The following is a 12,739-nucleotide window of genomic DNA, read 5'->3' as shown; positions in this document are numbered from 1 at the left end:
ATACCGCATGGCTTACGATATAATCAGCGATATTCATGGCTGCTATGACGAAATGACTGCATTAATCCAAAAGCTTGGCTATACAATTAAAAATGGAGTACCTGTCCACGAGGAAGGCAGGGTGCTTGTTTTTGCCGGAGATTTGACTGACAGAGGGCCCAAATCGATAGAGGTGATCCGCTTTGTAGCCGGCGCTTACGAAAAAGGCGCTGTGCGTTATGTCCCGGGAAATCATTGCAATAAGCTGTACCGCTACTTAAAAGGAAATCCGGTGAAAGTAATGCATGGTCTCGAAACAACAGCGGCGGAGCTTGAAGAACTTTCTAAAGAAGAAAGAAAAGCAGTCAGCGAACAGTTTATGAAGCTGTACGAAAAAGCGCCGCTTTACGACATCTTACATAACGGAGAATTAGTTGTCGCCCATGCTGGAATAAAGGCTGACGATATCGGCAAAAATACCCGCAGAGTGAAAGACTTTGTGCTTTACGGCGATGTGACGGGTGAAACGTATCCAGACGGCAGACCCGTCAGACGTGATTGGGCGGCATCCTATAACGGAAAGGCTTGGGTGGTTTACGGCCATACTCCTGTGAAGGAGCCTCGGAAAATCAATCGCACCATCAACATCGATACAGGCTGCGTGTTCGGAAATAAACTGACAGGCTTTCGCTTTCCAGAAATAGAGACCGTCTCTGTTCCAAGCTCCCTGCCTTATGACGAATCAAGATTTCGCATTATATAAAAGGAGAGAATCATTGATCCTCTCCTTTTAGCGTGTCGACAAACCCTCGCATCCGTTGTCAGTCCTGCGCGTTGGCGCTCAATACGGAGTGGAACGGCGGCTAAATTCTCAGGCGTCCTGCCTAAACTCCGCCGTCATCACATCCTGTGAAAGTCTGCTCCAATGCTCGTCCTTCCTAGACTTCAAGGGTTTTCAATCATGCTGATAAGATGACAAAATCCTAAAACGTAAACCGTTTTAGGATTTTGTCAGTTCTTTCATATCTTGAGGCAGTGCAGCATGGAACGTCATGTTCTCCTGCGTCAGCGGATGGATAAACGAAAGATGCTCGCTGTGCAGGGCCTGCCGGCCAATTTTCTGTCTCGTTCCGCCATACAGTGTATCGCCGCACAGCGGGTGTCCGATGTAGCTCATATGAACACGAATTTGGTGGGTCCGTCCAGTCTCAAGCTGCAATGTCACCGAGGTGATATCGTCAGTTGCGCGTGTGACATAAAAATGAGTAACAGCCTTCTGGCCGTCCGGTGTGACCCTCCGTTCAATAATACTGTCAGGATGTCTGCCAATCGGGGCATCGACTGTTCCCTCCCCTGTCATCCGCCCGTGGACCACTGCCGCATACCGGCGTTTCACAAGTCCGTTTTTTTGCGCTGACGATAAAATGGAGTGGGCAAAGCGATGCTTAGCAACAAGCATCACACCTGATGTATCCCGGTCCAGCCGGGTGACAAGATGAACTGTCGCCCGCACTCCGTTTTTTTGATAATGATGGATAATTCCATTGGCAATGCTGCCGGATGGGTGCTCTCTCGAAGGAATTGATGACACATGCGGCTGCTTGTTTATCACAAGCACATGTTCATCCTCATACAGGATATCGAGCGGAACAGGCTCTGCCAATAACGTCTCGCTCACCTGTTCCTCAGGAAACTTCACGACAAGAAGGTCCCCTTCTCTCAAAACGTATTTGACCGTCACATGCTCACCGTTGATAAGCAGGTCTCCCCCGCCAAACTTGATATCAGTCAGCAGCCGTTTCGAAATTCCCAGTACTCCGGCATATTCTTTTACAGTCATCCCGTCTTCAGCGGAAGTGATGTTCTTTCTGATAAAAAAATGCTCCACGATACGTCCTCTTTCTATTCACCTTTCCCGATAAACGAATCCTGGACTCTTTTCCAAAATGGAAACGGACGGAATCTCGCAAACCTCACATTTTCGGATGCAACCTGGCAGCGGATCGACTTTACATCCTTATGAAGAAGGGTTAAATGGTCAATCGTCACTTGAAAGTCAACTTCGTTTCTCGGTTTAATCATGCAATCATGATGGGAAGGGAGAAGCAGCGGCGATCCGACCGTCCGGAATACGCGGTTATTAATAGAAGCCATTTCCGCAAGCTGGATCGCTCTGATAGATGGATGAATAATCGCTCCGCCCAGCGCCTTATTGTAGGCTGTGCTGCCGGATGGCGTTGACAGGCAGAGGCCGTCGCCTCGGAAGGTTTCAAAGAGCTGTCCCTTGATTTCCACATCAGCCACAAGACTTCCTTCTATGCTTTTAATCGTACATTCATTCAAGGCTAAATATCTTTCTTCCCGCTCGTTTTCGTGATAAGTCACAATCACTTCGAGAAGCGGATATTCGACTGTATGGTACGGCGTTTTCGCAATCGCGAGAACAAGTTTTTCAATTTCATGAGGAACCCAGTCGGCATAAAACCCCAGATGACCCGTATGAACGCCGACAAATGCTGTTTTGTCCAAGCGGTCGCTGTATCTGTGAAAAGCATACAAAAGCGTTCCGTCGCCTCCGACTGAAATGACGATTTCCGGTTCATTTTCATCCAGTTCCATATCAAAATCCAATAAATACGCCTGTATTTTGCTTTTCAGCGTATCAGAAACTTGATCTCCTTTTGATGATACGGCAAATTTCATGCTTTTCTTCCCCTTTACCTATTGTTGCTCGCTTCCTTTTTTCTTTCTTGAAAAGGCAGCTTGAGCCTCCTGTATTTCACCCCTGATCTCCGACATCTCTTCATCAAGCCGGGAAGCCGCTTCAGAAGCACGCTGAAGCCTTAGTTTTACTTTTTCAGGAATGTTTCCGCTGTATTTATAATTTAATGAATGCTCAATGGTCGCCCAAAAATTCATCGCCAGCGTACGGATCTGTATTTCTACGAGAACATGCTTTTCTCCGGACACCGTCTGCAAAGGATACAGCACGACAAGATGATATGATCGGTATCCGCTCTCTTTATGTTCCGCAATATAATCCCTCTGATCCACAACGGTGAAATCTTTTCTGGCAAACAGCATCTCTTTTACGATTTGGATGTCATCGACAAATTGGCACATGATTCTAAGGCCTGCGATATCCTGCATGGTTTCAATTTCATGCATCGGTATGCCTTTCCGCCTGGCTTTTTCGAGTATGCTCGCCACAGGCTTGACGCGTCCTGTCACAAACTCAACCGGTGAATGGTCATCCTCGTATTCATAAAGCGTGCGGACTCCCTTGAGCTTCACTTTCAATTCTTCGACAGCCTGGCGGTACGGCACTAAAAAACGCTCCCATTGTTTGTCATCCATCATACATCCCCCAATTCCGAACCAGTTTCTATAAAAACACGCGTTTCACTTTTTCTTCCATTTCTTCTCCGTAGTTCGCATTATCTTTAATATTTTCTAAGAGATACTCCAGCTCCTCATGCAGGCCTGCCAGTTCAATGGTTTCGTCGCCTGCCTCTAAAACGACCGGAATTCTTTGTGCATGGGCCTGCTTCAGTTCCGGCCATACATGTTCCTTTATAATGACATATTCAAAAGAATCAGCTAATTCAAGTATGTATACAAAAGCAAAGTGGTCAGAATCAACAAGCATTTGACCTGACGGCTTGCGTTCCGCTTCGTTTCCTTCTGTCTCACAGGCAAGACGAAGCTGATCATCCGATAATGTTGCGTTCAAAATTTCGATTCTGTTTTGCATAATGCTCTCCTTTTTAAACAAAGTACAGATTCATTTTACCATATCAAGCTCGATATTGATAAACCTAACATCTCAAGAGATAATAGTAAAAATAAGATTTTCAGGGCGGAAAGGAAGAGCAACATGAGCCAAGAAATTGAAATAGAATTTAAAAACATGCTGACCAAACATGAATTTGAAAAATTAACAATGGCACTTCAGCTGACAGAAAAAGATTTTACAGATCAAAAGAATCACTACTTTGACACAGACAGCTTTGCGCTGAAACAAAAACACGCTGCGCTTCGAATTCGAAGAAAGAACGGTGAGTATATCCTGACGTTAAAAGAACCGGCAGAAGTGGGGCTGCTGGAAACGCACCAGCGGCTTTCAGAGGTATCAGATCTTGCCGGCTTTACAGTTCCCGAAGGCCCTGTGAAGGACCAGCTGCACAAGCTTCAGATCGATTCAGACGCTATTCAATATTTTGGTTCTTTAGCTACAAACCGCGCTGAAAAAGAAACAGAAAAAGGCTTAATAGTTTTAGACCACAGCCGATATTTAAATAAAGAGGACTATGAAATCGAATTTGAAGCGGCAGACTGGCATGAGGGCCAACAAGCCTTTGAGAAGCTGCTTCAGAAATTCAGCATTCCTCAGCGCGAAACCAAAAATAAAATTCTGCGTTTTTATGAAGAAAAACGAAAGTCTATATAAGGTGGAATGACATCGTGAATGTAACGAATTGGGCAGCTTTACTTCAGCTTCAGGCTTTACAGTCCATATCGAATGCAAGCAGCACGGGCACTCAGAATGCGGAAAGCCCGCTCTCAAGCTTCAGCTCTTTGCTCAGCCAATATACAAACGGCCTGACATCTCAGCAGCAACCAACAGCATCTGCTGCATCGTCAAGCCCGCTCAGCCTGCTGAACAGCGCTTATTCTACAGCGCCGTCACTGCTTTCAGCTTATGGGCTTAACTCATATACAAACAGCAATTCAGGTTATATCACAAAAGCGGCAGACAGCACCGAAACAGCTGCTATAGATTCAGCTTCTAACAAACAAGAAGCAAAACAGATCAGTTCAGGAGACTTCTCCATTGACAACGCGATAAAAAAAGCCGCTGATAAATATGGCGTCGATGAAAAACTAATCCGTGCCGTCATCAAGGAGGAATCAGGCTTTAATGCAAAAGCCGTTAGCGGAGCAGGTGCGATGGGCTTAATGCAGCTGATGCCGTCAACGGCAAGCTCACTTGGCGTTTCTAATCCGCTGGATCCGCAGCAAAATGTGGAGGGCGGAACGAAATATTTAAAACAAATGCTGGATAAATACGACGGCAATGTGTCTATGGCATTAGCGGCTTACAACGCCGGACCGGGAAATGTTGACCGATATGGAGGCATTCCTCCTTTCCAAGAAACGCAAAACTATGTAAAAAAAATAACCTCAGCATATTACGCGTAACCAGAGCGGCTCTTGCCCTCTGGTTTTTTGCGAAGTGAAATCTTACGCATTCCTGATTTTTATGTGATATGATATGAAATACAAACCCCGGCTGTCAGCCGAAACTTGTGATCAAACGCATAAAAGGCAGTTTGTTTGTAGAAATGATGCCTTGTTGCTAAAATAAATCATAGATGAAATGATGAAATACAGAAAATTACTTTTTGCAATAGGATTTATGATTCCTATTAGCCATATTTAAAGGAGTAGTCAACATGGGACAATCGTTTAACGCACCTTATGAAGCGATTGGAGAGGAACTTCTATCGCAACTTGTTGATACTTTTTATGAGCGTGTCGCGTCTCATCCTTTGCTGAAGCCGATTTTTCCGAGCGATTTAACAGAAACCGCCAGGAAACAGAAGCAATTTCTGACTCAGTATTTAGGCGGTCCTCCGCTTTATACGGAGGAACACGGCCACCCCATGCTCAGAGCAAGGCATCTTCCCTTTCCAATTACAAACGAGAGAGCTGATGCGTGGCTCAGCTGTATGAACGACGCAATGGACCATGTAGGGCTGGAGGGCGATATTCGTGAGTTTTTGTTTGGCCGGCTGGAATTGACAGCAAGGCATATGGTGAATCAAACGGAAGCGGAGGATCGATCATCTTGACAAACTATCAGCATGAGCAATACTTCGCCCATTGCCACGGTCATCCAAAAAAACCGCTTGAAATTTACATGTTTGTAGACCCTTTATGCCCTGAATGCTGGTCCTTAGAGCCCGTCATCAAAAAGCTGAAAATCAGATACGGACGCTTTTTCACCTTGCGCCTCATAGCTTCCGCAAGCCTTACCGCGTTAAATAAGAAACGGAAAAAGCATCTTCTTGCAGAGGCATGGGAAAAGATCGCGAGCCGCTCCGGCATGTCGTGTGACGGGAATGTCTGGCTCGAGCAAGATCAGCCGCTTTCATCGCCTTATATGGCTGCTCTCGCTTTTAAAGCAGCCGAACTGCAAGGAAGAAAAGCAGGCATGCAATTTCTCAGGAATATGCAGGAGAGCCTGTTTGTTTCAAAGAAAAATATTACGGATGAAAACGTGCTTTTGGAAATTGCGGAAAAAACGAGTCTTGATCTCGAAGAATTCAAAAAAGATCTGCATTCTCAAAGCGCGGTCAAGGCGCTTCAATGCGACATGAAAATTGCCGCTGAAATGGATGTTTCCGTCAATCCGACGCTGACGTTTTTCAATACACAGCATGAGGACGAAGGACTTAAAGTACCCGGCAGCTATTCATATGATGTATATGAAGAAATCTTATTTGAGATGCTGGGCGACGAGCCGAAGCCGTCGGAAACACCGCCTCTGGAATGTTTTATTGAATATTTCCGCTTCGTTGCCTCGAAGGAAATTGCTCTTGTATACGACCTGAGCCTAGAAGAGGTAGAAAAAGAAATGAAAAAATTGGCGTTTGCTAAAAAGGTTGCCAAAGTGGAAGCCAAACACGGAATGTTTTGGAAGTCTCTCAGCACTTATTCTGATGAATATCAATCATGTGAAAAATAGCCGCAGGCGTGTATATGCTTGAGGCTGTTTTTTTGCGCCGATATCGAACATACGTTCTGTTTGTAACACTAAAGAAACCGCGCCGGGATAAGCGCGGTTTCATATGTCTTAACGACAACAAAGGGGATGGGAGAAATTTTTCACGGTCAAACAAAGGGGTAATGTTTGTTTGTGATCAATTTCACATCCTTATGATAACAAAAGGTGTCGACTTTTGACAACCTATATGCTTAATGTTCATATTTTTGTCACAAAACATAACGAAGTACATTCATTCATATCCTAATAAGGAAAAAGGACGAGGGGGACCGCCATGATGTATACTGTGATTTCAATTGTGTGCATTGCCGTTTTTTTCTTTTTGAATGTATTAGGCATGATGCATATGCTGCCGCTTTATATTACCTCTCCTCTGCTGTTTCTGTCTATTTTGTTTACCCTCTACCGCCTGAACCACCGGAAAACCTTTAAAGGGTTTTAAAAAAGCCTGTGCATCATTTCTGCACAGGCTTTCTTTTTTTAAGACTGCTTGACTTTTATCAGCAGCTCTTCCATTTCATCCAGTTTTTCTTCAAACATTTTGCACGCAGCTTCGATCGGCTCTGGAGACGTCATATCAACGCCCGCTTTTTTCAGGACATCAATCGGGTATTGTGAGCTTCCCGCTTTCAGGAAGTCAATATAACGGTCAACCGCCGGCTTTCCTTCTTTCAAAATCTGGCTGCTTAACGCTTGGGCAGCGCTGTACCCTGTCGCATACTGATATACATAGTAATTGTAATAGAAGTGCGGAATCCGCGACCATTCAAGGCCGATTTCCTTATCAATCACCATGCCGTCTCCGAAATACTTTTTATTCAGATCGTAATAGACATTTGTCAGAAGCTCAGGTGTAAGCGGCTCCCCTTCTTGCGCCTTTGTATGGATCAGATGTTCAAATTCAGCAAACATCGTTTGTCTGAAAACTGTTCCTCTGAAGCCTTCAAGCATATGGTTGAGAATATATAAACGCTGTTTTTCATCCTCTAAATTGTTCAGCAGGTATTCGCCAAGGAGCGCTTCGTTAGTCGTTGACGCAACTTCCGCGACAAAGATGCTGTAATTTCCGTATGGATATGGCTGGTGCTTTCTCGTATAGTAGCTGTGTACGGAATGTCCAAACTCATGCACGAGCGTAAAGAGATTATTGACGTTATCATGCCAGTTCATCAAAATATACGGATTCGTGCCGTAAGCTCCTGATGAATAAGCGCCATTGCGTTTGCCTTTATTTTCGTAAACGTCGACCCATCGGTTTTCCAGCCCTTCTTTTAAGATGGAGGCGTACTCTTCCCCTAAAGGTGCAAGACCTTTCAGCATGTAATCTTTGGCTTCCTCGTACGTGACCTTCATCCCCGCATCCTTTACAAGCGGTGTATACAGATCATAGATATGCACTTCATCAAGTTCAAGCACTTTCTTTCTCAGCGCGATGTAGCGGTGCAGGAGCGGCAAATGCTTATTAATCGTTTTGACGAGGTTGTCGTATACTTCCTCAGGAATACTGTTGTTAGAAAGCGCAGCTTCACGCGCTGACTTGTATTTTTTCACTCTCGCATAGAAGTTGTCCTTTTTCACTGTGCCGCTTAGAGTAGTGGCCATTGTGTTTTTATATTGACCGTATGTTTTATATACTGCATCAAAGGCATTTTTGCGGACTTCACGGTTTTCACTTTCTAAGAAATTAATAAAGTTCCCGTGAGTGATCTGTTTTTCATTTCCCTCTTCATCTTTTATGGAAGGGAATGTAATTTCGGCATTATTTAACACGCTGAACGTATTGGAAGATGAACCCAGCACTTCAGAAGCTTCAGCAAGCAGTGCCTCTTCCTTCTCACTCAGCACGTGCGGGCGTTCTTTTGTAATCTCCTCAATCGCATGGGAGTACAGTTTCAGTTCTTCTTTTTCAAGAATAAACTGCTGCAGTTTGTCTTCTTCTATGGATAAAATTTCAGGAACCAAATAAGCTGTCGCGCTTGCGGCCTGTGTATACAGGTTTCCCGCCTTGTCATTCAGCCCCTGATAAAAAGAGTTCCCGGTATCTTGGTCAGAGCGCATATGCGCATATGTGTAAAGCCTGCCCAGCCGCTCCATCACTTTATCTTGATACGTAAGAGCCTCGTACAAATAATCGGCTGAATCTGCCAGCTTTCCTTTATACTTAGATAAATTAGGAATTAATTCTTTTACAGCTTGAAATTCTTTATTCCAGGCCTCATCATTAGGAAAAATATCCTCAAGTCTCCATGTGTCTTCTGCCTTTACCTCACTTCTGTCAGGCAGTTGATTTGCTTTTTTTTCCTCAGCCATGGTGATCCCCCTCGTTTTCTTTGATTCAAGCCAATTGAAAAAACCGCTGTTTCTCAATAAACTTGTGTTGTGAATATCTTCCGGTTTTTCACTGCCTTTTGTCAAATCATATGCAGTAATGAAGAGAACGAATGCCAAAAAGGCAGTAAAAACACGAAAAACCTTTCCTTTTGTGCCTCTCACAGCCAGCCCACCACCTTTGTCTTAGGGTGAGCCAAATGAGACAAACTCATTCTATAAAACAGCTGCGGTCTCTTTCCATGAGATCCTGTATTGAGCGTATACCCTCTTTAGGCTGATTCAGCACATATATTTCTTTCTGAGTCTCCCTTAAAAATCCCTTCTTGCACAAAAAATCAATGTACTGTTTCACCGCTTCTGAAAGACAATCTTCGCTGCATTCGTATCTGAGCGAAATGTTCTTTTTATAAATGTGCAGTTTGCACTGCTGTAAAACGGCGGAAAAGCGAATTGGCGCGCCTTTATATCCAAGATCCGTAATAAACAGATATAGAAACCCCTGCCACACAAAAACCGGACTATGAAAAACAGCCCCTTTTATAACAGGAACAAACACTTCAGTCGGAAGAAAAGAAAGGGGCGTCTGCCGCTTTTCATAAAACAGCAGCCTGAGGCGATTTGTTTCCTTGGAGATGAACCGGTGGGGTTTATGGCGAAAACGATGAATCGCTTTTGTCCAGCCGGAGTATTGAAATGAGGGCATCGGTTCAGTGAAAAAAAGATCTTTTACACCTGCCCGATGGATAGGGATCGTTTGAACGGAGGAATAAGAATGGTTTGTGTAAAACGGGATGATATGGCTGAGCCGGCGGAAAGAACGCGTTTCCGGGCAATAACAGATCAGTTCCCTGTATGGGCTCGCATTGATAAACTGCCAATGGAAAGCAGAAAGCTGATAAAAGGATGGAGCAGTTCGTTTTAAGCGGCTGTTTCCCACAATCCACTGCGGGATGATTCCTTCTTGTTTGAAGCCCTCTGTCCGCTTTTGAAAGACATCGGGAGCAAGATTGGCACATTGATACTCAACAGCAAGCGTGTGTCTCTTGATCTTTGCCATGATGTCGGGTCTTTGATTGATTTTCTTGATATACGGTTCTAATAGTGGAGAAGCCTGTTGCGTTTTCAGCCATACATACAGCTGTCTTTTTCCTTCTAAGTGATAGGCGCTTTCCGGTTCTATGTCTATCGAGCAGGACTTGTTCTGTTTATGGGCGAAATGCGGCGCTTTTTGAAGTCCGAGCTTCACATCAAGCTCTCCCCCGCACGCCGGACAGAAGAATCGTCTCTGCTTAAATTTCTGGCTTCGCTGAGCGCCTAGAAGGTGAACCATTTGGCCGTCTTCAGTCACAGCACTAAACACTTGTCATCTCTCCTTTCCAGATGAGGTATACTTTCTGGAAAAGATGATCAACTCCTGTTGGCTGTATTTTTCGCCTGGATGTATGATGTTGATTTCAGTTCTCAAAAATGGCATTTCAGCGCATAAAAAAAAGCCGATTTCCGGAAAGAAATCGGCTTTGCTATGATGCAAAGTGTTTTTTTATCGTTTCTAGAGCATGCTCTGAAATAATCAGCTTGCCGTACTCTTCAAGACGGTGTATGCTGATTGAGGATTCATTTGCGTACTCCAACAGGATGCTTAGCTGATTTTCAACCTCTTCATCAGTCATATTGCAAAAATCTACATATAAATAATATCGGTTCTCAAACGAATATAAAGTCGTTTTGCTTCCGTTAACGTTCAATTTAGATAGAGAAATAACATCCTCAAAATCGCCAAACCGCAAGACAAATTGAAGCTTTTGCTCCTTCTCTTCCTGATTGACGGCTTGCTCTTCTTTCTGGAAATCATCCAGCAAGGCGTCAAGATCCTCAGATGCTGGTTCTTGCTTTTTATCCTCAGGAATCGGCAGTTCGAGCTTTTGTCCGTCTTTGGAAAGCTGGGCTTTTGTGACGATGATTTCTAATCCTTTGTCCAGAGCCTGAACTTGGATCCAAAGAGGGCCTTCCACAGCGAATTCCTCTTCCTCATGAACTTCATCCATGACTTCCCAGAACAGTTCTTCACTGCGCTCACGGTTATACCAAATTTCTTCTCTGTCAAAACCGCGATCTTCAATATCTCCGTAAGACATATAAAATTTTACTGTATGCTCGTTAATTCTTTCAATTTCCATTTGCCAACCTTCCCTTCTATATAAGATGTTGAAGGGACATCTAAGCTCCCGATTAATTGTACTTTACTACACTTTACCCATTCCGTCCACATCTTAACCTTGAAGCAAGGCCAGTGTGAATTCCTTTGTATTTCTATTTTATGATAAAACAGTCACAAAAGAAATAAAAATGCACCTTTGCCTAAAAAACGGCAGATCTGCGGCTGATATCATAAAATACGACCTGTCTCATATAGTAGTAGTACAAGCGATGGAACGAAAGCGAGGTGCCGATTCATGGAGCATGACTATCTGATTTCTCTGCTTGTCATTGTTGGAATCGATCTGATCCTTGGCGGAGATAATGCGGTCGTCATTGCCATGGCCAGCAGAAATTTGCCGGACAAGCAAAGACAGCAAGCCATTATTATCGGAACATTTATTGCCGTTGCCATGAGAATCGGATTAACAAGCGCAGCCGTATATCTTTTGAACATTCCTTTCTTGCAATGCGCCGGCGGAATTTTCCTGCTGTATTTAGGCTATCAGCTGCTGATTGAAAAAAAAGACACGCAGCACATCAAAAGCAGCACCTCCCTGTGGAGAGCGATACGAACGATTGTGCTTGCAGATCTCTTTATGTCGCTGGATAACGTTATAGCGGTAGCGGGAGCGTCACACGGTGAGTTTTCTCTTGTTATCATAGGTTTGTGTGTATCGGTGCCGGTTATTATTTGGGGCAGCAAACTCATCCACATTGCACTTGAGAAAATACCCCTCCTGATTTACGCGGGAAGCGGGCTGCTTGCTTATACCGGCGGAGAAATGATTGTCAGGGACAAAAAGCTGTCTTTTTTTATGGCGCAGCACGGTGCAGTTGAAACGCTCCTCCCCATTTTAACGGTCGCGTTTGTCATCCTTGCGAGTATTTATTATCAGCAGGTTGAAAAATAAAAGAAGGCTGATGACTCAGCCTTCTTTTGATGATACGATCTATTAGTTTGCCAAACGCTGTGCTTCTCTTAATTGGAAAGAGCGGACTTTTCTTGGCAGGAAACGTCTGATTTCGTCTTCGTTGTATCCAACCTGCAAACGTTTTTCGTCGATGATGATCGGACGGCGAAGCAAACCTGGGTGCTCGTTGATCAAGCGGTACAAATCTTGCAGCGGCATAGATTCAACGTTCACATTCAGTTTTTGGAATACTTTTGAACGGGTTGAGATGATTTCATCTGTTCCGTCCTCAGTCATTCGAAGAATTTGTTTTATTTCATCAATAGATAAAGGTTCAGAGAAAATGTTTCTTTCTTCAAATGGAATATCGTGCTCCTCGAGCCACGCTCTCGCTTTTCTGCATGAAGTACAGCTTGGTGATGTGTATAATGTAACCATTCATCTTCACTCCTCTAATTAGTAGGATGAACATCTATTTTATTCTTAAATTGAAATTACTCTAAAAAAGGAATCTTTATAGGTATTATAC

General features: G+C 44.0%; 16 protein-coding genes. 7 read left to right on the top strand and 9 right to left on the bottom strand.

The annotated features are described in order from the left end of the window. Positions 1-7: 7 nt before the first annotated feature. Positions 8-742, top strand: a complete 735-nt coding sequence (gene prpE, locus LWH95_RS10390) for a bis(5'-nucleosyl)-tetraphosphatase PrpE (protein WP_232919489.1) — start codon at positions 8-10, stop codon at positions 740-742. 237 nt (positions 743-979) lie between these two features. On the opposite strand, the gene LWH95_RS10385 is transcribed toward prpE, so the two are convergent. From LWH95_RS10385 to LWH95_RS10370, 4 genes are read right to left on the bottom strand one after another with little or no spacing between them, the layout of a single operon-like run. Then, entirely contained in the window at positions 980-1,867 is an 888-nt protein-coding gene (locus LWH95_RS10385) for an RluA family pseudouridine synthase (RefSeq protein ID WP_232919487.1), read from the bottom strand. A 14-nt stretch (positions 1,868-1,881) separates the two neighbouring features. Further along, entirely contained in the window at positions 1,882-2,682 is an 801-nt protein-coding gene (locus tag LWH95_RS10380) for an NAD kinase (protein WP_003224622.1), read from the bottom strand. An 18-nt stretch (positions 2,683-2,700) separates the two neighbouring features. After that, the gene (gene yjbM, locus LWH95_RS10375; protein ID WP_019258066.1) at positions 2,701-3,336 is read right to left on the bottom strand and encodes a GTP diphosphokinase; all 636 of its coding nucleotides are present in this window, start codon (positions 3,334-3,336) and stop codon (positions 2,701-2,703) included. Between the two features lie 28 nt (positions 3,337-3,364). Beyond that, positions 3,365-3,733, bottom strand: coding sequence for a hypothetical protein (locus tag LWH95_RS10370; RefSeq protein WP_003239263.1), 369 nt, complete (start codon positions 3,731-3,733; stop codon positions 3,365-3,367). A gap of 123 nt (positions 3,734-3,856) precedes the next feature. On the opposite strand from LWH95_RS10370, the gene LWH95_RS10365 reads away from it, so the two are divergent. From LWH95_RS10365 to LWH95_RS10345, 5 genes are all read left to right on the top strand, one after another. Then, entirely contained in the window at positions 3,857-4,429 is a 573-nt protein-coding gene (locus tag LWH95_RS10365) for a CYTH domain-containing protein (RefSeq protein ID WP_019258064.1), read from the top strand. A 14-nt stretch (positions 4,430-4,443) separates the two neighbouring features. Further along, complete coding sequence (locus LWH95_RS10360) at positions 4,444-5,181, top strand: lytic transglycosylase domain-containing protein (protein ID WP_332880189.1); 738 nt, start codon at positions 4,444-4,446, stop codon at positions 5,179-5,181. A 254-nt stretch (positions 5,182-5,435) separates the two neighbouring features. Next, on the top strand, positions 5,436-5,834 hold the full coding sequence (locus LWH95_RS10355) for a globin domain-containing protein (protein ID WP_003239269.1): 399 nt from the start codon (positions 5,436-5,438) through the stop codon (positions 5,832-5,834). Beyond that, on the top strand, positions 5,831-6,730 hold the full coding sequence (gene spxH, locus LWH95_RS10350; protein ID WP_060398380.1) for a protease adaptor protein SpxH: 900 nt from the start codon (positions 5,831-5,833) through the stop codon (positions 6,728-6,730). Before LWH95_RS10355 ends, spxH begins: the two co-directional genes overlap by 4 nt. A gap of 313 nt (positions 6,731-7,043) precedes the next feature. Further along, positions 7,044-7,211 carry a hypothetical protein gene (locus tag LWH95_RS10345; protein ID WP_032732134.1) on the top strand — a complete coding sequence of 56 codons (168 nt, stop codon included), beginning with the start codon at positions 7,044-7,046 and terminating at the stop codon, positions 7,209-7,211. A gap of 38 nt (positions 7,212-7,249) precedes the next feature. Here the strand turns inward: LWH95_RS10345 and pepF are convergent, their stop codons facing one another. From pepF to LWH95_RS10325, 4 genes are all read right to left on the bottom strand, one after another. Then, entirely contained in the window at positions 7,250-9,079 is a 1,830-nt protein-coding gene (gene pepF / locus LWH95_RS10340; protein ID WP_232919649.1) for an oligoendopeptidase F, read from the bottom strand. A 229-nt stretch (positions 9,080-9,308) separates the two neighbouring features. Beyond that, positions 9,309-10,430 (bottom strand): competence protein CoiA family protein, encoded by a 1,122-nt coding sequence (locus LWH95_RS10335; protein WP_232919648.1) that lies wholly within the window; start codon positions 10,428-10,430, stop codon positions 9,309-9,311. A gap of 190 nt (positions 10,431-10,620) precedes the next feature. Next, positions 10,621-11,277 carry an adaptor protein MecA gene (gene mecA / locus LWH95_RS10330; protein ID WP_003239278.1) on the bottom strand — a complete coding sequence of 219 codons (657 nt, stop codon included), beginning with the start codon at positions 11,275-11,277 and terminating at the stop codon, positions 10,621-10,623. Further along, positions 11,244-11,369 (bottom strand): hypothetical protein, encoded by a 126-nt coding sequence (locus LWH95_RS10325; protein WP_119913679.1) that lies wholly within the window; start codon positions 11,367-11,369, stop codon positions 11,244-11,246. Before LWH95_RS10325 ends, mecA begins: the two co-directional genes overlap by 34 nt. A 184-nt stretch (positions 11,370-11,553) precedes the next feature. Here LWH95_RS10325 and LWH95_RS10320 point away from each other — a divergent pair, with 184 nt between their 5' ends. After that, positions 11,554-12,210: a TerC family protein gene (locus LWH95_RS10320; protein WP_148983265.1), complete on the top strand. Its 657-nt coding sequence runs from the start codon at positions 11,554-11,556 to the stop codon at positions 12,208-12,210. A 42-nt stretch (positions 12,211-12,252) separates the two neighbouring features. Here LWH95_RS10320 and spx read toward each other — a convergent pair whose 3' ends face one another. After that, positions 12,253-12,648: a transcriptional regulator Spx gene (gene spx / locus LWH95_RS10315; RefSeq protein ID WP_003239281.1), complete on the bottom strand. Its 396-nt coding sequence runs from the start codon at positions 12,646-12,648 to the stop codon at positions 12,253-12,255. Between the last annotated feature and the right edge of the window lie 91 nt (positions 12,649-12,739).

It is taken from the genome of Bacillus sp. G16, from assembly GCF_021282335.1.
Taxonomy (GTDB): Bacteria; Bacillota; Bacilli; order Bacillales; family Bacillaceae; genus Bacillus; species Bacillus inaquosorum.
The sequence above is the reverse complement of the archived record's forward strand: the minus strand, read 5'-3'. Positions and strand labels throughout refer to the sequence as shown.